18 protein-coding genes are annotated in these 20,029 nt (G+C 69.5%); 8 read left to right on the forward strand and 10 right to left on the reverse strand.

What is annotated here, in order from left to right; genetic code table 11:
• The first annotated feature begins 118 nt into the window (after window positions 1-118).
• The 3 genes from DVR07_RS06565 (at window position 119) to DVR07_RS06575 (ending at window position 6,161) form a co-directional block, all read left to right on the forward strand.
• Window positions 119-3,160, forward strand: coding sequence for an efflux RND transporter permease subunit (locus DVR07_RS06565; RefSeq protein WP_115796319.1), 3,042 nt, complete (start codon window positions 119-121; stop codon window positions 3,158-3,160).
• Window positions 3,160-3,927, forward strand: coding sequence for a TrmB family transcriptional regulator (locus DVR07_RS06570; protein WP_115795939.1), 768 nt, complete (start codon window positions 3,160-3,162; stop codon window positions 3,925-3,927). Before DVR07_RS06565 ends, DVR07_RS06570 begins: the two co-directional genes overlap by 1 nt.
• A gap of 170 nt (window positions 3,928-4,097) precedes the next feature.
• Window positions 4,098-6,161 carry a bifunctional metallophosphatase/5'-nucleotidase gene (locus DVR07_RS06575; protein WP_205254492.1) on the forward strand — a complete coding sequence of 688 codons (2,064 nt, stop codon included), beginning with the start codon at window positions 4,098-4,100 and terminating at the stop codon, window positions 6,159-6,161.
• Between the two features lie 81 nt (window positions 6,162-6,242).
• Here the strand turns inward: DVR07_RS06575 and DVR07_RS06580 are convergent, their stop codons facing one another.
• The 5 genes from DVR07_RS06580 to DVR07_RS06600 all read right to left on the reverse strand — a co-directional run bounded on the left by DVR07_RS06580 (window position 6,243) and on the right by DVR07_RS06600 (window position 10,825).
• Window positions 6,243-7,283 (reverse strand): hypothetical protein, encoded by a 1,041-nt coding sequence (locus tag DVR07_RS06580; protein ID WP_115795940.1) that lies wholly within the window; start codon window positions 7,281-7,283, stop codon window positions 6,243-6,245.
• Window positions 7,284-7,390: 107 nt separating this feature from the next.
• Window positions 7,391-8,416 carry a hypothetical protein gene (locus DVR07_RS06585; RefSeq protein ID WP_115795941.1) on the reverse strand — a complete coding sequence of 342 codons (1,026 nt, stop codon included), beginning with the start codon at window positions 8,414-8,416 and terminating at the stop codon, window positions 7,391-7,393.
• Window positions 8,409-8,627 (reverse strand): hypothetical protein, encoded by a 219-nt coding sequence (locus tag DVR07_RS06590; RefSeq protein ID WP_115795942.1) that lies wholly within the window; start codon window positions 8,625-8,627, stop codon window positions 8,409-8,411. The genes DVR07_RS06585 and DVR07_RS06590 overlap by 8 nt, the downstream gene beginning before the upstream one ends.
• 252 nt (window positions 8,628-8,879) lie before the next feature.
• Window positions 8,880-9,806 carry an ABC transporter permease gene (locus tag DVR07_RS06595; RefSeq protein ID WP_115795943.1) on the reverse strand — a complete coding sequence of 309 codons (927 nt, stop codon included), beginning with the start codon at window positions 9,804-9,806 and terminating at the stop codon, window positions 8,880-8,882.
• Complete coding sequence (locus DVR07_RS06600) at window positions 9,803-10,825, reverse strand: ATP-binding cassette domain-containing protein (protein WP_115795944.1); 1,023 nt, start codon at window positions 10,823-10,825, stop codon at window positions 9,803-9,805. Before DVR07_RS06600 ends, DVR07_RS06595 begins: the two co-directional genes overlap by 4 nt.
• Before the next feature lie 143 nt (window positions 10,826-10,968).
• Here DVR07_RS06600 and DVR07_RS06605 point away from each other — a divergent pair, with 143 nt between their 5' ends.
• From DVR07_RS06605 to DVR07_RS06615, 3 genes are all read left to right on the forward strand, one after another.
• Complete coding sequence (locus tag DVR07_RS06605; protein ID WP_115795945.1) at window positions 10,969-11,589, forward strand: TetR/AcrR family transcriptional regulator; 621 nt, start codon at window positions 10,969-10,971, stop codon at window positions 11,587-11,589.
• Between the two features lie 50 nt (window positions 11,590-11,639).
• Window positions 11,640-11,834 (forward strand): hypothetical protein, encoded by a 195-nt coding sequence (locus tag DVR07_RS06610; protein ID WP_115795946.1) that lies wholly within the window; start codon window positions 11,640-11,642, stop codon window positions 11,832-11,834.
• Between the two features lie 75 nt (window positions 11,835-11,909).
• Window positions 11,910-12,959 (forward strand): DUF7544 domain-containing protein, encoded by a 1,050-nt coding sequence (locus DVR07_RS06615; RefSeq protein WP_115795947.1) that lies wholly within the window; start codon window positions 11,910-11,912, stop codon window positions 12,957-12,959.
• Window positions 12,960-13,023: 64 nt separating this feature from the next.
• Here the strand turns inward: DVR07_RS06615 and DVR07_RS06620 are convergent, their stop codons facing one another.
• From DVR07_RS06620 to DVR07_RS06640, 5 genes are all read right to left on the reverse strand, one after another.
• Complete coding sequence (locus tag DVR07_RS06620) at window positions 13,024-13,452, reverse strand: DUF7552 domain-containing protein (RefSeq protein WP_115795948.1); 429 nt, start codon at window positions 13,450-13,452, stop codon at window positions 13,024-13,026.
• A gap of 100 nt (window positions 13,453-13,552) precedes the next feature.
• Window positions 13,553-14,368 (reverse strand): DUF7260 family protein, encoded by an 816-nt coding sequence (locus tag DVR07_RS21415; RefSeq protein WP_162829463.1) that lies wholly within the window; start codon window positions 14,366-14,368, stop codon window positions 13,553-13,555.
• Complete coding sequence (locus tag DVR07_RS06630) at window positions 14,365-14,811, reverse strand: DUF7552 domain-containing protein (RefSeq protein WP_115795949.1); 447 nt, start codon at window positions 14,809-14,811, stop codon at window positions 14,365-14,367. The genes DVR07_RS21415 and DVR07_RS06630 overlap by 4 nt, the downstream gene beginning before the upstream one ends.
• A 123-nt stretch (window positions 14,812-14,934) precedes the next feature.
• The gene (locus tag DVR07_RS06635) at window positions 14,935-15,327 is read right to left on the reverse strand and encodes a thioredoxin family protein (protein WP_115795950.1); all 393 of its coding nucleotides are present in this window, start codon (window positions 15,325-15,327) and stop codon (window positions 14,935-14,937) included.
• Window positions 15,328-15,447: 120 nt separating this feature from the next.
• On the reverse strand, window positions 15,448-17,868 hold the full coding sequence (locus DVR07_RS06640) for a DEAD/DEAH box helicase (protein ID WP_115795951.1): 2,421 nt from the start codon (window positions 17,866-17,868) through the stop codon (window positions 15,448-15,450).
• 376 nt (window positions 17,869-18,244) lie between these two features.
• Between DVR07_RS06640 and DVR07_RS06645 the strand changes: the two genes are divergently transcribed.
• Window positions 18,245-19,201 (forward strand): hypothetical protein, encoded by a 957-nt coding sequence (locus DVR07_RS06645; RefSeq protein ID WP_115795952.1) that lies wholly within the window; start codon window positions 18,245-18,247, stop codon window positions 19,199-19,201.
• Between the two features lie 159 nt (window positions 19,202-19,360).
• The gene (gene dps / locus DVR07_RS06650; protein ID WP_115795953.1) at window positions 19,361-20,026 is read left to right on the forward strand and encodes a DNA protection during starvation protein; all 666 of its coding nucleotides are present in this window, start codon (window positions 19,361-19,363) and stop codon (window positions 20,024-20,026) included.
• Window positions 20,027-20,029 lie beyond the last annotated feature (3 nt).

Below are 20,029 nucleotides of genomic sequence, written 5' to 3' on the forward strand. Positions count from 1 at the left end.
CCGCGCGGAGGGTCGCGTCGTGAACGCGAGCGATCTCTTCGCCGTCATCACCGAGCACAGTCGCAAAGTCATCGTGGTGCTGCTCGTCCTGACCGTGCTGGTCGGGGCGGGCGCGCCGATGGTCGAGCAGTCGTCGTCGCTCGACCAGTTCCAGAGCGATAGCACGGCCGCCCAGAAGCTCGATTACATCGAGTCCAACTTCGACACCGGCCAGCAGAACACGACGACCGTCCAGGTGATCGTCCGGGACCGGAACGGCAACGTCCTCTCGAAGGGCGGGCTGGTCGAGACCCTCGAACTCCAGCAGGCGCTGCGCGCCAACGGGACGATACGGGCGAGTCTGGCGAACGACACCCCCACGACGGGCGTGGCCAACATCGTCGCGACGGTCGCCATCCGCCAGGAGCAGGCGGCCGAGCTCCGGCAGTCGGGCGCGGAGCTCCAGCAGCGCCGCCAGTCGCTCAACGAGTCGCGGGCCGAGCTCCAGCGGCAGAGCCGGGAACTCAACCTCACCGCGGCCCGGTTGAGCGACGCGCTGAACCAGACGCGCGGGCTGCAGGCTCGATACGACCGGCTCAACGCCTCGTACCAGCAGGGCCAGGTCAACAACTCGTCGTACCGGCAGCGGTCCGCGCAGATAGAGACCGAACTCCAGCAGGTCCGGGCCGCGGCCATCGCGAGCCTGAACGAGAACCAGTCGACGACGTTCGTGCGCGCGTACGAGCAGGTCCGCGGGCTCCAGTTCCGGCTCGACCGGCTGAACGCCTCGTACCAGCGGGGCGAGGTCGACCAGTCGACCTACCGCGAGCGAGCGACCGAGATCCGATCGCAGTTCGAGCAGGTCTACCGGCTCGGGACGCGGGGCGTGCTGGCGAGCCAGTACCAGCAGCTCCAGCAGCAGGGCCAGCAGTTGCGCGAGCGCGGTCAGCAGCTCAGGGGGGACGCCGAGGCGCTGCAGGCCCAGCGCCAGCAGCTCCAGAACGCCTCCGCGCCCTCGCTGGAGGACCAGATCGAGCAGCTCCGGTCGATGAACCGGTCCGAAGTCGAGTCGACCGTCGAGACGGTACTGAGTGAGGGCGGCGAGGGCGTGGCGAGCCAGGCGTTCGCGTTCATGCCCACCTCCTACGAGCCGGGGAGCACCGAGGCCAACGCCACGATGCTCGTCGTGTTCCAGGACCTGGGGAGCGGCGGCATGGGCGGAATGAGCTCCTCGGACGCCCTCGTCGAGACCCAGATCGCCATCCAGGATCTCGCCCACCAGTCGATGGACCGGGAGGTCATGGTATTCGGGGCGGGCATCATCAGCCAGGAGACCGAGCAGTCGATGACCGACAGCATCGCCATCGTCGGTCCGCTGGCGCTGCTGTTCGTCGTGTTGACCCTGCTCGTGGCCTACCGCGACCTGCTCGACATCGCGCTCGGCGTGTTCGGCATCGGCGCGGTGCTCGTCTGGACGTTCGGCTTCATGGGCTGGGCCGACATCACGTTCAACCAGATCTTCATCGCGGTGCCGGTGCTGCTCATCGGGCTGTCGATCGACTACGCGATCCACGTGTTCATGCGCCACCGCGAGGAGCGCGAGGAACACGACGGCGAGAGCGTCCGCGAGGGGATGTCGGTCGCGCTCGCGAGCGTCGGCGTGGCGCTGGTCTGGGTGACCGCGACCACGGTCATCGGCTTCCTCTCGAACCTGGTCAGCCCCCTACCGCCCATCCAGGACTTCGGCATCGTGAGCTCGGTCGGCATCGCGGCCGCGCTCGTGGTCTTCGGCGGCCTGATTCCGGCCCTGAAGGTCGAGATAGACGGCTTCCTCGAATCCCGGGGCTGGGACCGCAAGAAGCGCGCGTTCGGCACCAGCGGCGGCGTGCTCGGGTCGGTGCTGTCGGTCGGCGCGGTCGCCGCCCGGCGGGCGCCGTACGTCGTGCTGGCGGTCACGCTGGTGCTGTCGGCCGGCGGCGCGTACGGCGCGACCCAGGTCGACACCACCTTCGACCAGACCGACTTCCTGGCCGAGGACCCGCCGGCCTGGACGGAGCGCTTGCCGGGACCGATGGTCCCCGGCGACTACTCGGCGAAGGCGAACCTCGAGTTCGTGAACCAGAACTTCCTGCGCCAGGACTCGCAGGCCCAGATACTGGTCGAGGGCGACGTCGCCACCCCGCAAGCGCTCCGGAAGCTTGAGGCCGCCACGGAGACCGCGGCCCAGAAGGAGGACGTGGTGGTCGTGCTCTCGAACGGCGAACCCCAGATCCGGAGTCCGCTCTCGGTGATGGAGTCGGTCGCCGCGCAGAACGAGACGTTCAACGCGACGTTCACCGCGGCCGACACCGACGGCGACGGCGTGCCCGACCGCAACGTCGAGCGGGTGTACGACGAGTTGTTCGAGGTCGCTCCGCAGGAGGCTGCCGGCGTCGTCAACCGCGAGGACGACGAGTACGCCGCGGCCCGGATGGTCGTCTCCGTCAAGGGCGGCGCCTCCTCGTCGACGGTGACCGAGGAGATGCGGAGCATCGCCGACGGCATCGCGGGCGACGGCCTGGACGCCACCGCGACCGGCCAGCCCATCGTCTTCGAGATCGTTCAGGATCAGCTCCTGGACACGGTCATCGAGAGCCTGCTCATCACGCTGGCGGCGACGTTCGCGTTCCTCATGCTGGCCTACCGGCTGGCCCACGGCAGCGCGACGTTGGGAGCCATCACCCTGCTCCCGGTGGCGTTCAGTGTCTCGTGGATCCTCGGGACGATGTACCTGCTCGGGATGCCGTTCAACGTCCTGACGGGGATGATCACCAGCCTGACCGTCGGGCTGGGGGTGGCCTACAGCATCCACCTCAGCGAGCGCTACACGATGGAACTCGGCCGCCGGGACACCATCTGGGCGGCGATGCGCGAGAGCGTCACCGGCACCGGCGGCGCGCTGCTCGGCAGCGCGGCGACCACGGTCGGCGGCTTCGGCGTACTCGCGTTCGCCATCCTGCCCGCGCTCCAGCAGTTCGGCATCATCACCGGGCTGACCATCATCTACGCGTTCCTCGCGAGCGTGCTGGTGCTGCCCAGCATGCTGGTGCTGTGGACGCGCTACCTCGGGCCGGGCGAGACCGGCGAGGCGGCGACGGAGCGGGGCGCCGCGGTCGCGAACGGAGGTGCCACCGAGGACTGATGGACGAGGACGACGCCATCGGAGCCCTCGAGAACCTGGGACTGTCGAACTACGAGGCGAAGGTGTTCGCCGCGCTCCAGCGACTCGGCGTCGCGACCGCCCGGGACGTCCACCGGACGACCGACGTGCCCCGGTCGCAGGTGTACGGCGCGGCCGAGTCGCTCCAGGAGCGCGGGCTGGTCGAGGTCCAGCAGTCCAAGCCCATCCAGTACCGGCCGGTCAGCCTGGAGGCGGCCCGGTCGCACCTCCGCGGCGAGTTCGAGCGGACCCAGGAGCGGGCGTTCGACTTCCTCGAGGCCGCCCGTCAGCAGGCCGGCGACGCCGACGAGCAGCGCGAGGACATCTGGACGGTCCACGGCCGGACCGCCATCGACGACCGGGTCGCGCAGCTCGTCGAGGAGGCCGAGGACAGCGTGTTCCTCGCGGTCGGTCGGAACGCCGACGACCTGCCCGACGAGGTGGCGGCCCACCTCGTGGAGCGCGCCGAGGCGGGCGTCGCGGTGACCGTCGCCGGCGACGGGGCCGCCGAACTGTTCGCCGAGACCGACGTCGAGGTTCCCCGGTTTCCGGACGACCATCCCCACGAGGGCGCCCCGGTGGGGAAGGTCCTCGTGGTCGACCGCGAGACGGTGCTGCTGAGCGTCCGGGACCGGCGGGGCGACTCCCCGCTCGCCGAGGAGACCGCCATCTGGTCGTCCGGCACGGGCATCGCCGCGGTGCTCATCCAGCTCGTCGACGGCGGACTCGGCGACGCCGCGTCGATCTGAGGCGGTCGTCGGCGGTCCGTCCGTTTTCGTCCTCGATTCGGCAGCTTTCTATCGAAGTATGTTCCCGTCCGGTCGCCAACTGTCGGCCTACGGTCCCGTCCGGTCGACTGGATTCGCCTCATAGTCAACGTTAACAGCTACCGCGTAGCAGTCCAGTCGGGGGGAACACAGTGCGACACAGACCATCCAGTGCGAGCATCGCGACCGTCGTAACGCTACTGCTAGTCGTCGCCGGCGCGACGGCCGGCGTCGGAGTCGCGGCGTCGGTCGACGCTGGGGCGGACTCGGCGACGAGCGCGGAAATCAGCGCCGCGGGCGACGACCCGTCCGGTCCGGCGTCGGTCGGCGCCCAGGCCGAGAACAACACCACCGTCACGATCCTCTCGTACAACGACATCCAGACCGCGGCCGCCGAGGACCGCAACTTCTCGCGGCTGGCGACGCTCATCGACCGTCGGCGGGCCGCCCACGAGAACCCGACTGTCCTCGTCGGCGCGGGCGACGAGGTGGGCCCGCACGCGCTCGGCCCGGTGAGCCAGTGGCGCGCGCCCGTCGCGGTGTTGAACGAACTCGACCCGGCGGCGGAGGTCATCGGGAACCACGAGTTCGACTACGGCCTCGCGGAGGTCGATAACTTCACCGCGGCCTCCGAGTTCCCGTGGCTGGCGACCAACCTCGTGAACGCCTCGACCGGCGAGGCGTTCGACGGCACCGAGTCCTACGAGATAGTCGAGCGGAACGGAACCAGAATCGGCGTTATCGGGCTCCTCGACAGGGACGCCACCTACGGGAAGACCAACATCGACTTCGCGGCGGAGGGGCTCGAACTCGGGAACTTCACCCGGGTCGGCGCGCGGACCGCCGAGATGCTGAAAGAGGAGCGCGACGTCGACGTGGTCGTCGCGCTCGCCCACACCGGCGTCCCGCAGGCAAAGCACCTCGCGAACGCGAGCGGCGCGGTCGACGTCATCGCGGTCGGCGACGACGAGATCAGGTACCCGCCGAAGGAGACGTCGGGCACGATAATCACCGAGAGCGTCGCTCGCGCCCAGTACCTCAGCGAGATCAACCTCACCGTCAGCGGCGGTGAGGTCGTCGCCTGGAACGGGCGGCTCATCGAGGTGACCGACGCGATCCCGAAGAACGAGACGGCCTCGCGCATCATCAACGAGTATCGGGCGGAGGCCCAGCTGGACACGGTAGTCGCCAGAAGCGAGGTCGAACTGAACGCTACCTTCGACGCGAACTACCACGGCGAGACCAACTACGGCAACTTCGTCACCGACGCGATGCGGAACGCCACCGGCGCGACCGTCGCCATCACCAACGCCGGCGGCATCCGCTCGGACAGCGTCTACGGTCCCGGGAACATCACCGGCGGCGACGTGTTCAACACCCTGCCGTTCGGCAACACGGTCGTCACCGTGAACCTGACCGGCGCGGAGCTGGAGGAGGCGCTGGCGAGCCAGGTCGTCACGCTGGAGAGCGACGCCGGCCGGCAGTCGGGCGCCCAGATCGGCCAGCAGGTCAGCGGCGTCCGCTTCGAGTGGGCGGCCCACAACGGGACCCGCCAGATTCGGGACGTGTACGTCAACGCGGCCGGCCCCGACGACCCCGCCGAGTGGGTCCGACTGGAGGACGACGAGACCTACGAGGTGGCGGTCAACTCCTTCATGAAGGGCGGCGGTGACGGCTACCCGCTCGAAGACGCGCCGGTCGTCGGTGAGACCGACAGGCTGCTCGCCGAGATCGTCATCGACTACATGCAGGCGAAGGGCACTATCTCGCCCGCCGTCGAGGGCCGGATGCAGCGCGTCGACGTCCACGTCGGGCGCGCGGACGTCCGCCTCGACGGGAACGGCAAGCTCGTCCTCAAGGTGCCTGCGCCCGAGGACTACGACGGCTTCGTCCCCGGCACCTTCCGGATGTCCGCGCCCGGCACGCGGTCGGTCGCCGCCGAGAACGTCAGGTACGTGCCCGGCACCGACTCGCTGCTGGTCCGGTTCGACGACGCCGAACTCGCGTCGCTCGCCGACGGTCGGGAGCGCCTGGCGCTCGACCTCTACGGCGGGTACGACTCGACCACGTACGACCGGACGTACTTCGAACACTCTGTGCTGAACGCCGACCTCGACGCCACGGTAGTCGAGCGGGGGAACGCGTCTGCGGTCATAGGGCCGCAGGCGCCAGCGCTCAGGGGGAGCGCGGGTTCGCAGATGGTCGCCGCAGAGTAGGCTAACCAATTCTCACCGACGTTATTTGCGCCCACGGAACCCGTTCGCCGAGCGGGTCGACCGGAACGGTGCGCCGCCTCGTCAGTCCTGCGTGATGTCGACGACCGACGGGTCCTCCTGGGTCGACGTCGTGAACGGCGTCACCGCCACGGTCCGCTCGGCCACCACCGACAGCCGGAGGATGAACGACACCAGGACCGCCAGCGGAGCGACGCTGAGCGCCACGAAGAACGGGAACAGCCACGCCAGTTGGGCGGCGTCGAGGGGACCGGTGTCGCCGAGAATCGCGAGTGCCAGGAGCGATATCGACGCGAATATCGTCGGGCCGCCGACGTACAGCAGTCGCCTGGACAGTCGCGCGAGCTCCTGCTGCATGTACAGGGTCTTCAGGTACTGGCGGGCCACGTCGATCTGCTTGAGTCGCGTGACCAGCGTGTCGAGTTCGTCCCGCACTTCCGGCGGAGCACCGCCCGCGTCCCGGAGTCCCGCCTTCAGTCGCGCGATCTCGGTGATCTCCTCGGAGTAGTTGGTGTTCAGAGTGAGGACGAGCGCGCTGAACACGGTCTGGTTCGACTCTTCCAGCTTCGCTATCATGGTGTCGATGTGGGAGCCGAGCGAGGTCACCACGTCGTCGATTTCGCCTTCAGCTTCGGCGTCGGTGCTCGCGTCCCCGTATTCGGCGAGCGTCCTCAGGGAGTGGTTGACGCCGTTGAACAGCACTTCGAGGAAGGCCGCGGGCGTCGCCGGGGTCGTATCCCGGTCGAGGATGCCGGTGACGGTGTCCCGGTAGTCGGTGCTCGCCTTAATCTCGGCCTCGAGTTCGCCGGGCGCGCTCAGCTGCTGGGAGATGACGAGCTGGTTGATCGAGAGCACGATGGTAATCAGGGTGAAGTTCCCGCCGATGACCGCCGCCGTCAGGTAGAGGAACGCCGTCACGTCGTACCGGTCGAACGCGACCCAGAGTTCGAGGAGGCCGAAGGCGACCAGCGCCGCGAGCACGAGCCCGCCGGCCAGCCGCATCCGGTTCCCGGTGAGGAAGACCCACTCGTGGACGACCCGCCTCCGGCCCGGGTCCTCGGACTGGGTCACCGTGTTCCCCGCCGTGTCCCAGTCCGAACTCACGTTCGTATCGCCTCCGCGGAATAGCCTGCGTTCATTCGACCGTTTCCGGGCCCATCGGTTGCGGGCCGAAACCGGCGTCGGACGGAGCGAGTGACCATCATGCGTCTTCAGGAGTACGACTGTCGGAGCACGAACGGACCGATCGCGAGGGTGTGCTTGGCGACGACCACGATGCGCAGGATGTAGGTCAGGAAGAGCAGGAACGGGACGAGCGTGACGGTGAACGCGCCCCCGACGACCCACGTGACGTTCGGCACGCCGAGCGTCGCGTTCGGAAACGTCTCCGCGCCGACGAACGCGAGCATCGACCCGGCCACGAGCAGCGCCGGAACCGCGGCGTACAGGATGTACCGCGAGAGGTCGATGAGCTCCCACTGGAAGTACAGCGTCTTGATTTGCTCGCGGGCCGGGCCGAACATGGTCAGCGCCGTCTCCAGGTCGTGGAACGCTTCCCGGTCGTCCTCGTCGAGGCTGTCGGCGAACTCCCGGGTCAGTCGTTCGACCTGGTATATCTTCCACGCGTAGTTGTAGTCGAGGGCGGCACTCAGCACGTCGAAGGTGCCGAACTGCGCCCCCTCGAGTCCGTCGAGTGCCGTGTCGGCGTTGTTCCGGAGGCTGTCGACGAGTTCGCCGACTTGCCGGCGGAGGTTCTCGTCGTCGTTGTCCTCGAGGTCCACTTCGAGATCGTCGGCGCGGCGCTTGTTGGCCTCCAGGATCTGGCTCAGGAACTGACCGGGGTCGGCTTCGGGCGCCGCCTCGAAGAGGTTGGTGGCGTAGGTCCGGAAGTCCATCGCGTCGCTCATCCGCTGGCGCTGATCGCCCAGGGGTCCGTTCTCCTGGGAGATGACGAGCTGGCTGATTGTCACGACCAGCGTGGTCCCGGTGATGACGGTCCCGATCATGGTCGAGAACATGGTCTCGACGGTGTCGGCCGACCGGATCTCGGACTGCAGCGACGGGAACATGACGGTACTGGTCAGGATGAACCCGCCGAAGACCGCCCCCGCCAGCAGGCCGGTCGCGGCGAACCGGTTGCCCCCGAGCAGGAACCAGTCGTAGAATCGGTTCAGGTCGATCCGTTCCTCGAGCGTGTTGGGCGACCGGATCTCCTCGGACTCGCCGGTCTCACTCATCGGCGGTCCCCGCGTCGGACTCGGAAACGGGTCGTCTGAACACCAGGAACTTGGTCCCGCCGCCGACGTAGTCGATGGTCTCGTCGAGCTCCCAGCCGTCGGCCGCGGCCTCGTTGAGCGCGGTCGTCGGATCGCGGGCCTCCTTCATCGAGGGTTCGCGCGGCGGCTGGACGGTGCGGTATTCCCACTGCGGGGAAGCGTTAGACTGCATTTCCGAAGAGATAGCGGCTTGCGCTCGCTAAATGTGATGGCCGTTCGCGCGAACTGCGCGCCCCTGTCGTCCGAGAGGACGGACTTCCGACGCGGTCGTTACTTCCTTGTCGGAGAACGGACTCCGGCGGATCCGAACCGGATTCCGGACGGACTGCGACGGCAGTCGGCATTCGCGGAGCGCGGACGGTCCCGACTGCTCAAAGGACGGGCAGGAGGAGGAGGAGGGCGTTCGGAGTGTGACGCCGGCGATTCAGCGCGCCTCCGCGCTCGTGGCCCGGGCCATGTAGTAGACCGCGACGCCGCCGAGCACGAGGTCGAGGACGCCGAGCACGGCGAACGCCGGCACGAGCGTGTTCCAGATGCCGCCGAACGCCGTCACGTCGATGACCGTCATCACGTCCTGGCCGAACATCAGCGCGCGGGCGGCGTCGACGCCGTACGTGATGGGGTTGAGCGCGGCGACGGTCTGGACCCATCCCGGGAGGGTTTCGAGCGGCAGGAACGCGCTCGACAGGAACAGCAGCGGGAACTGGAGGATGTTGACCGAGATCATCGTCGACTCCTGGTCGCGGGTGACCAGCGCCATGATGTTGGAGAACGCCGTGAACCAGATCGAGAAGAAGATGCCGACGAGCACGATGCCGGCGCCGCCGAGCAACCCGGTCGCGATGTACTCGCCGGGGTTCCCGCCCGCGTCGAACCACAGCAGGACGTAGCCGAACGTCAGGATGATGCAGACCTGGACGACGATGCGCATCACCTCCGAGAGCGACTTGCCGAGGAACACCGCCCCGCGGTGCATCGGCGAGACGAGCGCCTTCTCGAACATCCCCGACTCGATGTCCTCGACCAGCCCGATGCCGGAGGTGGTCGCAGCGATGAGCGACACCTGGATCGCGATGGCCGGCACCAGGTAGGTGACGTAGCTCACGTCGGCGCCGACGCTCCGACCGATGGCGCCGCCGGTGATCTGGCCGAACACCTCGGTGAACAGCACCAGGAACATGATGGGGTTCAGTAGCGAGAACGTCATCACGAACGGGTTCCGGACCGTCTTGCGGAGCCAGCGCTTGAGGTTGACCCAGGTGTCGGTCAGGAAGCCGTTCCCGGTGGTCTTCCGGCCGCGCTCGGCACCGGCGGCGGCGGTCCCACCGTCCGTCTCGGTGTCCGCACTCATTGCGATACCCCCGGGGACCGCGCGCTCCGCTCGGCCCCGGCGTCCCCATCGTCCGCGTCGGCCTCGGGGTCGTACTCCTCGCCGGTGATCGCGAGGAACACGTCGTCGAGCGTCGGGCTCCGGACGTTGAACCCGACGATGGTGAGGCCGGCGTCCCGGAGCGCGACCAGCAGGTCGGTGCCGTGCCGACGGGCCTCCGAGGACGTGACGAGGATGCCGTCGTCGGTCGGCTCGACCGCCTCCTCGTCGTCGACGAGGCGGGACTCGACGGCGATGTCGCGGGCGCGCTCGACGTCCTCGTCCGTGGGCTCGTCGAGTTCGATCTCGAGGACGTCTCCGCCGACCTGCGACTTGAGCTCGCTCGGCGACCCGGTGATCGCGATTTCGCCGTCCTTGATGACGCTGATGCGCTCGCAGAGGTGGTCGGCCTCCTCGAGGTACTGGGTGGTGAGGAAGATGGTCGTCCCCCGGTCGTTGATGCGCTCGAAGTAGTCCCAGAGCCGGTTGCGCGCCTTCGGGTCGAGCCCGGTCGTGGGCTCGTCGAGGAACACGACGGGCGGCTCGTGGGCCAGCGCGGTGGCGACGTCGAGGCGCTTCTTCATCCCGCCGGAGAAGCCCTTGGCCTGCTTGTCGGCGACGTCCGCGAGGTCGACGAGGTCCAGCAGGCGGTCGATGCGGTCGCCCCGCTCGCCCCGGGGAACTCCGTAGGCGCCGCACGCGAACTCGATGTTCTCGCGCGCGGTGAGCTCGGGGTCGATGCTCGTCTCCTGGGCCATGTACCCGATCGACTCCCTGACCGCCCGGGGCTCGTCCTCGACGTCGTACCCGTTGACGGTCACGCTCCCCTCGGTCGGGTGCAACAGCGTCACGAGCATCTTTATCGTCGTGGTCTTTCCCGCGCCGTTCGCGCCGAGGAAGCCGAAGAACTCGCCCTCGGGGATGGAGAACGAGACGTCCCTGACGGCCTCCGTCCCGTCGGCGTACGTCAGCGCGAGGTGCTGAGCGTCGATTGCGTTCACAGTACCGAAGAGCAGACTGACCCACAAATACCTTTTGAATGAACATTCAATCATACGTCGTCGAGCGGTCTGCGACCCACTGACGGCCGCTTCGGGACGAGCGGATGCGAACCCCTAAATGCCGTGATTGAATATTCAATCACATGCCGCCGGCCCACCTCTTCGAGGACGCCCCCGACGACACCCGGACCGCCATCATGAAGGCGACGTTCCTCGCCCTCTGCGAGCACGGCTACGCCAACCTCACCATCCAGCGCATCGGCGACGAGTTCGCGAAGAGCAAGTCGCTGCTCTACCACCACTACGACGGCAAGGACGAACTGCTCGTGGAGTTCCTGGAGTACATGCTGGAGGACTTCCAGGCCAACGTCCCGAGGGAGGATCACGACGACCCGGAGGAGCACCTCCGGACGATGCTCGACCAGATCCTCGACCCGGCGATCGAGGACGAGCACTACGAGTTCACGGGCGCGATGATGGAACTCCGGGCGCAGGCGTCCCACGACGAGGCCTACCGCGACCACTTCACCCGGACCGACCGGTACCTCCGCGAGAAGATCGCCGACGTCGTCCGGGACGGCGTCGACCGAGGCGTCTTCCGCGAGGTCGACCCCGAACGGACCGCCGCGCTCCTGGTGACGACCGTCAACGGGTCGATGCTCGGCCGGGTCACCACCGACGACGACGCCGAGGTGCTCCGGGCGACCCGGCGCGAACTCGACGACTACATCGACGCCCACCTGCTGGCGGACGACGCTCGCTGACGCCCCCGATTCCGTCGAAGTCGAGCGCCGGGACGAGAACGCCCCGCGACGTGCCAATCCGTTCCCCCATTTTCGGAATTCACCTCGCTCGACGCCCTACCGACGTCCGAACGGAGACGACGCTCCCGGTCCGCGGGCTCGACGACGAGGGTCCGGGCGACATCGTGGGCGCGGTCTCGACCGAGCCGGCGCCCGCCGCGTTCGTCGACTGCGTCCGGGAGAACGGGCCTGAGCGCGACCTGTAGGACCGTCCCCTCTCCCGGGGTCGACTTCCCATCGATACCCCGACAGTTTTCTCGGTCGACCGCGTACCCCACCGCATGTCGTGGCTCGCGGTGGCGGCGCTGGACGACGCGCTCGATGCGACGAAGGAGCTGTTGTTACCGGTGGACGCCCGCCAGTGGCTCACGCTCGCGGTCGTCGTCTTCTTCCTGGGCACCGGTGGCGGCGGCGGGGGCTCGGCGTCGGCCGGGAGTTCGACCAGCGCGTCGTCGGGCGGGAGCGGCGACCTGCCCGTCCCGCCCGGTGTCGAGCCGGACCTGCCGTTCACCTTCCAGGAGGTGCTGCCCGTGCTCGCGGTCGCCGTCGCGCTCGCGCTGGTCGTGGGCCTGCTGTACGCGCTGGTCGGGTCGACGATGGAGTTCGTGTTCGTGGAGTCGCTCCGCCGCCGGCGCGTCGGCATCCGCCGGTACGCCAGCCAGCACTTCGGGCGGGCCGTGCGGCTGTTCGCGTTCCGGGCCCTGCTGGGGCTGGTCGTCGCGGTGCCCGCGCTCGGACTGGTGCTCGGCGCGGTGTCGCTCGCGACCGCCGGCCAGGGGGTCGGCGACGGCCTGGTCCTGCTACTGGTACCCCTGCTGGTCGTCGCGGGCGTCCTCGTCGCCTTGGTCGACGGGTTCACGGTCAACTTCGTCGTCCCGGTGATGGTCCTCCGGAACGTCGGCGTCGTCGAGGGGTGGCGGCAGTTCCGGCCCGCGCTGACCGACCACCTCGACGAGTTCGGCGTCTACCTCCTCGTCCGGATCGGCCTCTCGTTCCTCGCGGGCGCGCTGGCCTCGATGGCCGGCGCCGTCGTCGGCGTGCTGCTCGCGGTGCCGCTCGCGATACTGGGACTCGTGTCGGTCCCCCTGCTCGGCGGTCCGGAGGCGGTCCTGGCGAACCCGGCCGCGCTGGCGGTCGGCGTCGGCGCCCTGCTCGTCTACGTCGCGCTCGTGACCGCCGCCATCGCGGTGGCGTTCGTGCCGGTCCAGACGTTCCTCCGGTACCACTCGCTGTTCGTCCTCGGCGACGTCGAGCCGGACCTCGACCTGATTCCCGAGCTCCGGCGAGACGTGCGCGAGGGCGGGAGCTCGGGGACCAGTCGGTTCCGGTAGGTAGGCTTCGAGAGCCGTCGACGATGGGGGCTCGTAGCAGGAGTCCCGGCGGGCGGCCCGGCCCTCAGCGTTTCAGCTTCGCGCGGAGCTGCCGGGTGACGGCGTCGTCGTCGAGGAGTTCGCCGTCCCGACGGACGTGGACCACCGGCGCGTCGTCCATCCGGAGCCACTCGCCGTCGCCCTCGCCCGAGACGGTCACCGATCCCGAGGATCTGCCGAGACATTCGGACGCGCCGTCGAGAGTCAGCGGGTCGGCGCCGACCTCGGACGCGACGATGGGGATGGCCTCGAGGTGCGGGTCGACCTCGCGCAGCACCTCGCGGTACTCGCGGACGAGTCCGACAGCGGTCTCGGCCGCGTCGGCGGAGGGGAACGAGGCGCCGCGGACGGGCACGGGGCGCTTGTCCGAGAGCGGACAGACGACCGCGAAGTCGCCGTCGGGGTCGGTCAGCTCGTCGATCCGGCTGCGGAGGGGTTCAAGGCGGTCCGGCATGGCGGTTCGGGTGCGACACTGCCGACCAGCAGCTAAGAGGTTTCGGAATCGGCATCGGCCGCGATACTGACAGGAACGTCCGACCCGACGTTCGTCCCGTTCAGACCCGCGAGCAGAGGTGGTCGCGGACCGCGCGCTGGCAGTCGGCGAGGACCGCGTCGAGCCGGGCGAGGTCCGCCAGCCCCGGGTGGTCGTCCGGGAGGTCGACGTAGAGGTGATCGAGCAGCTCCGACTGGCGGATTCCGGTCAACCCGTCGTGGCGCGCGCCGCGGATCGCGGCCTGGCGGTCGGCCGCGAGCCGGTCGCACGTCGCCCGGAGTTCGGCGAGCCGGTCGTGGCGCTCGCGCAGCTCCTCGAAGCCCAGCTGGAGCAGCGGCGTCTCGTCGGCGCCGACTACTTCGTCGACGATCCGCTCGAGCTCGTCGCCCAGTTCGGCCAGCCGCTCGCGCTCGGACTCGATGGCGTCCGCGAGCAGCCGGCACTCCCGGCGCCGCTGCTCGGCCCGCGAGACCAGCTGGGACTTCAGCCCCGGCGTGAGCCCGCCCGCCGCCGGCGAGAGCGCGGTCGTCAGCTCCGGCGACAGCTCGTCGGCCATCGCCTGCTGGAGCGACTCGGGTTCGGCGTAGGGCACCACCGTCTCGCGGAACGCCTCGCGGACGCTCTCGGCGGCGCCGGCCGACCGCGCCGGCGTCCCGGACGCGACGACGGCGGTCTCGGTCGCCCTCGCGGCCGCCGTGTTCGCGGTCCCGGCCTGCCGGCCGGCCTCGGCGGACACGCCGGCCACCCGGTCGCCGAACGCGTCGAAGGCCTCGACCTTCTCCTCGATCCGGTCGCGCTCGGCCGCCGCCCGCTCGACCGCCTCGGGCGTCCGCAGGTCGACCACCCCCTCGGCGGCCGCCGGGACGTCGACGGTCATAGCTTCGAGTCGAGCTGGCGCTCGACCGCGTCGTCCGGGAGCGGTTCGCCGTTCCGGCGGACGTGGACCAGCGGGGCGTTGTCCATCCGGAGCCACTCGCGCTCGCCGGCGCCCGAGAGGGTCACCGACCGGGAGGTCCGGGGCAGCCCGTTCGCGCGCTGGCCCGCCGCCCGCTCCCGGGTCGAGACCAGGGTGAGCGGGTCGCCCGAGCGCTCGTACACCGAGAGGCAGTACTCGGGGAGGGAGGGGTCCGATTCCCGGAGCGTCTCGCGGTAGGTCCGGGCGAGGGCGGCGGCCTCGCGCGCGGCGTCCTCGGTCGGGAACCGCCTGCCGGTCAGCGGCGCAGGGCACTCGTCGGTCTCGGCGCACGCGACGTAGAAGTCGCCGTCGTCGTCGGCTAGCTCGCCGATGTTCCGGCGGATGGTTTCGAGGGCGTCGACCATGGTTTAGGCTGGCCTAATCTATGTTAGGTGGGCCTAAAAGAGGTTTCGGTCGGGGCGGTTCGGCCCGGGTGTTGCCGTCGCTATCGGAGGCGGTGACGCGGGCCGTAATCCGGGACGGCGCGGTCAGAACGGCGTGTACTCGTCGAGCAGCGCGACCAGCTCGGCCTTCTCGACCGCGCCTTCGAGGCGCTCGGCGCGCTCGCCGTCGGCGTACACGTCGAACGTCGGCGTTCCCTCGACCCCCTGCTCCAGCGCCAGCTTCTGGTGGTGGACGACGTTCACCTTCGCCACCGCGGCGAACGTCTCGCGCGCGACCGACTCCACGACCGGGTGGAGGCGCTGGCCGGCCCCGCGGTCGGCGTAGTAGTGGACCAGCACGACCTCGTGGGCCGCCACGGTCTGCTCGAAGTTCGTCGAGCCGTCGACGTAGACCGGCGCCGGGGGCGCGCCGAGGCCCTGCTCCCGCATGAGCTCGCGCTTCTTCTTCTCCCGGACCGATTCGAACTCCTCGTCCATCGGTGTTCGGGGGTTGTGAAGGGGGTGACTTAGTTCTGCGGTCCGCTTCTCAGCCCCGATAATCCGTCGCTGACCAGCAGCACCGCGCGGACCGTGCTCGCAGACGGCCGACCGCGCCTGTCAGTCCTGACGGTGCTTCGCTCGGTCCCTGCTGGCGCTCGAATCGCCGTCAGTTCCGGTCAGTTCCTCCAGCAGGAACTGCGCCTGCTCCTTGTCCAGCGGATCGTTGGCGTTCCCGCAGTGCGGCGACTGGACGCAGGCCGGACAGCCGCCGGTCGACTCGCAGTCGCAGGCCGCGATCATCTCGGCCGTGTTGGCCATCAGGGCCTCGACCGTCTCGTAGCCCTCCCGGACCAGGCCGACGCCGCCGGGGTAGCCGTCGTAGATGAAGATCGTGCTCCGTCCCGTGTGGGGGTGCAGCGGCGTCGACAGGCCGCCGATGTCGCCGCGGTCGCAGAGCAGTTCGAGCGGGAACAGCGAGATCATCCCGTGCTCGGCGGCGTGGATGCCGCCGTCGAAGTCCCCGGCCTCGCGCATCGCGCTCTCGACGTCACCGGGCACCGTGAAGTACAGCGCCTTCGTCCGGAGCGACAGCTCCGGGAGGTCCAGTGACTCGCGGGCCAGCGTCTCGCCCGACCGGTCGCGGCGCTCGAAGCCGGTGATCTGCTTGCGCATCGTCACGTCGGCGAACCGGACCGGCACGTCATCGCGGGTCGAGAGCCGCTTCTCCCGGAGGTCCTCCTCCACGGTGATCTGCTTCTCGTGGAGCACCCTGGTGTGGTAGTCGGCCCACGTCGGCGAGAGTTCGGCCACCTCCTTGCCGAGGTCGAGGTCGACCACCTCGTAGGACTGGCCCTGGTGGTGGTAGATGGCGCCCGGGTGGGCGTCGGTCAGCGCGTCCTCGAAGGGGAGGCTGGCGATGGTCTCGCCGTTGGAGCGTCCGCCTGAACTCTGTGAAGGTGGGCTCGAAGCGGCTCTGCCGCTTCGGCGGTCGACCAGGTTCACCTCGCGGTCGTCGATGGACCGCAGGCTCATCTCGTGCTGGGGACTCCCGTCACCGTCGTAGGTCCAGCGGACTCCCCCGGAGGTGGTCCGGCGCTCCAGCAGTCCCCGTTCTTCGAGGTTGGCGACCAGATCCGGAAACGTCGCCCCGAAGTACTCCTCGTCGTCGGGCGAGAGCCACGTCTCGCGGGCGGCCGACAGCACGTGGTCCGGCAGCAGCTGGTCGTTCGCCGGGTTGACGACCGCGCGCTCGGGGTTGCCTTCGAAGAGGTCCCCGGGGTTGGCCATCAAATACTGGTCGAGCTGGTCTTCACCGGCCACGAGCGCGACGAGGCTCGGATCGTCGCCCCGGCCCGCGCGGCCGGCCTGCTGGAACGCCGCCATCCGCGTGCCTGGGTAGCCGTCGAGCAACACGGCGTCGAGGCCGCCGATGTCGACGCCGAGCTCGAGCGCGTTGGTGCTCCAGACGCCCCGGACCTCGCCGTCGTTGAGTCCCTCCTCGATCTCCTTGCGCCGGTCGTTGCCGAGCGCGGCCTGGTACGCGGTCACGTCGGGCGCGAGGTCGCCCCGGCCGCGCTCGCGGAGCGCGCTGGCGCTCTCCATCGCCCACTGCTCGGCGGCCTGCCGGGCCCGGGTGAACGTCAGCGTCTGGTGGTCCTTCGAGACGAGGTCGGCGAACAGGCGCTTGGTCTCGGCGTGGTTCGACTTCCGGCGACCCGAGGTGCCCGCCTGCGGATTCTCGTACTCCGGCGGGTTCCAGAGCAGCCAGTGAGTCGGACCGGTGTCGCTCACGTCCTCGTCGATCAGTTCGTAGCTCGATTCGGCGGTTCCGGTCACGGTCGCGGCGTGCTCGACGGGGTTGCCGATGGTCGCCGAGCAGCAGACGAACTGGGGGTCGGCGTCGAATCGGTCGCAGACCCGTCGGAGTCGTCGGAGTACCAGCGCGACGTGACTGCCGAACACCCCCCGGTACTCGTGAACCTCGTCGAGCACGACCGTCTCGAGCCCGCCGAAGAACCAGTCCCAGAGCCGGTGGGCGTGGGGCAACAGCGCGTAGTGGAGCATGTCGGGATTCGTCAGGACCACCGTCGGCTGACGGTCCCTGACGGCCCGCTTCTCGCCCTTGTCGAGTCGTCCCGTGTACTGGGCGACCGAGACCCGACTCCCGAATCCCAGGTCGCGTTCGAGTTCCGAGAGCGTCTCCTCCTGGTCGTTGATGAGCGCGTTCTGGGGCGCGACGTAGAGGGTCCGGCCGCCGTGGTCCATCGCACGCTCGAACGCCGGCACCGTGTACGCGAGGCTCTTCCCGCTCGCGGTCGGCGTGGCGAGGACGGCGTTCCGCCCCTCGCGGACCGCCTCGACCGCCTCGGCCTGGTGGCGGTAGAGCGCGTCGATGCCCCGCGATTCGAGCGCGCCCTCCAGTCGCGGCTCGAGGTCGATATCGCGGAAGTCGCCGTTCCGGCCGGGCAGCGTCCGGCGGGCCTCGACCTGCCCGTCGTAGTAGGGCCGACCCCGGAGCCAGTCGATAGTCTCGTCCACGCCTCCGCGATAGGGTCGGGGTACCTAACCGCTTTCGCCGCGGAGCGAAAGTGAACGACCGGCGGCGAACGACGAGGCCGACGCGCCGAGCGCATAATCGAGACGGTCGCGACTCGCCTCCGAATGGGCGACAGGGCTCAGCGAGAACTTCTCCTGGCGAACAGACGGCACCTGCACCCATCTGCGCGAGGAGTCGTGCCGTGCTCCCGCTGTTCTCCTCGCGGCGAATCTCACGTCACGGCCGGGGTTGGTCGCGCCTTCGCATTTCAAGGTTCGTGCGGGGCCAGCGTCCGACCTCTCCGGCGCGGCGGCGTCGCGTTCGACCGAATTGGGATGTCACAAAACTTATCTTGGCGATTCTCTAATTTAGGTTCGAATGACAGGACGTCGGAGTCGGCGGGCCCTCCTCCGAGCCGGTGCGCTCGCGATGACCGGCGTCGCCGGGTGCCTCGGCGGTCTCGACGGCTGGCCGGACGGGACCGGGACCGAGAGCCATCGGCCCGACAATACCACCGAGGGGCAGGGCACGCGGCGGACGACGGACACGCCGACCGCCGAGGCGCCGGCGGTCGAACTCGACCCGGTCGGGGTCCGGTCGTCGTTCTTCTACCTCGAGAGCCCGGACGCCGTCGGCGTCGAGGCCGACGATGGGGTCCAGTTCGCGTTCGTCCGGGTCCGCCCGCGGACCGACTCGCCCCGACCCAGCGACCTCGCGCTGGTCGCCGACGGGCGTCACTTCTGGGGGACCCTGGCGCCGGGCGACGTCGGCGGTCCCCGGCGACTCACCGACCTGGGGTCGGTCTACCGGGCCGCCGAGGCGTCGGCGGGCTGGGTCGCCTTCGAGGTGCCGAACCCGCTCGACGCCGACGCGGTCGCGCTGACCTACGACGGCCGGGACCGGTCGCTCGGCGCGTCGGTGGTGTCGGCCCTGCGCGCGCCGCCCGCCGACCTCGAACTGACCGGGTTCGACGCGCCGGAGCGAGTCGCCCGCGGCGCGTCGTTCGACGTGTCCGTCGGGGTCGAGAACGTCGGCGAGGGCGACGGCGTCTTCCGGGCCAGTCTGAACGAACTCGGGCCGGAGCACGGCCCCCATCGGACGTCGGTGGCTGTTCCCGCGGGCGAGCGACGCGAGCGGACGTGGACCGTCGACGCGCCGGACTCGCCCGACGCCGAGCGGGTGCGCCTCGGGCTCGATTCGGTCGCGGGCGACCGGGAGACGACCGTCGAGGTGGTCCCCGAGACCGCCTCCCGGGGTACCACCGGCGGTGGCGATTCTGACGTCGTCCGGGACGGGCGACGCTCGCCGGCAGGCGACACCGGCGGTGACGGCTGATCGGCCCGGTCTGGCGAGCGACGGTCGGCCAGCGGTCGGCGCGTCCGACTCCACCTCTCGGCGACTCGAACGGAGTTTCCGGATTCGGAACGTGTGTTCGTAATCTGGAATGAAATATTAAGGGATTGAGAGCCGTCCGTTCGTCCGGGGGAGACACGAATGGCAGACGACGAACGACGACACGGCTCAGGCAGCGTCGAACCGGGCGATACGAGTAAGCGAGTGGGAATGGAGGCACTCAAGGAGCGCGGCCTCGACCCGGAGGAGCTCCGGGAGCGACTCATCGACGCCATCGGCGCGGAGTTCAGCACGTACTACTACTACACCAACCTCCGGATGCACCTCGCCGGCCACGAGGACTACAAGGAGATAACCGAGGACGCGCGACTGGAGGACCGCGCGCACTTCGAGCTCGTCGCGCCGCGGGTGTACGAGCTCGGCGGCTCGCTCCCCGGCGACATCGGCGACTTCATGGGGCGGGCGTCGTGCCCGCACGCGGAGCTTCCGACGGCCTACGAGGGCGATGAGCCCGACGAGATCGGCGAGGACGCCGACGCCGAACTGATCCTGGAGACGCTCCTCGAGGCCGAGCGGTGCGCCATCCGGACCTGGTCGGAGATCTGCGACATGACCCACGGCAAGGACCCGCGGACCTACGACATGGCCAGCCGCATCCTCCAGGAGGAGATCGAGCACGAGGCGTGGTTCGTCGAGCTCCTCTCGATGGAGCGCGACGGCGAGGCCAACCCCGCGGGCCACTTCGTCCGCGGCGAACCCGGCGAGGCGCCGTACTCGACCAACCGCCGCATCAACGACTCCGCGTAACCG

It is taken from the genome of Halorussus rarus, assembly GCF_003369835.1.
Taxonomy (GTDB): domain Archaea; phylum Halobacteriota; class Halobacteria; order Halobacteriales; family Haladaptataceae; genus Halorussus; species Halorussus rarus.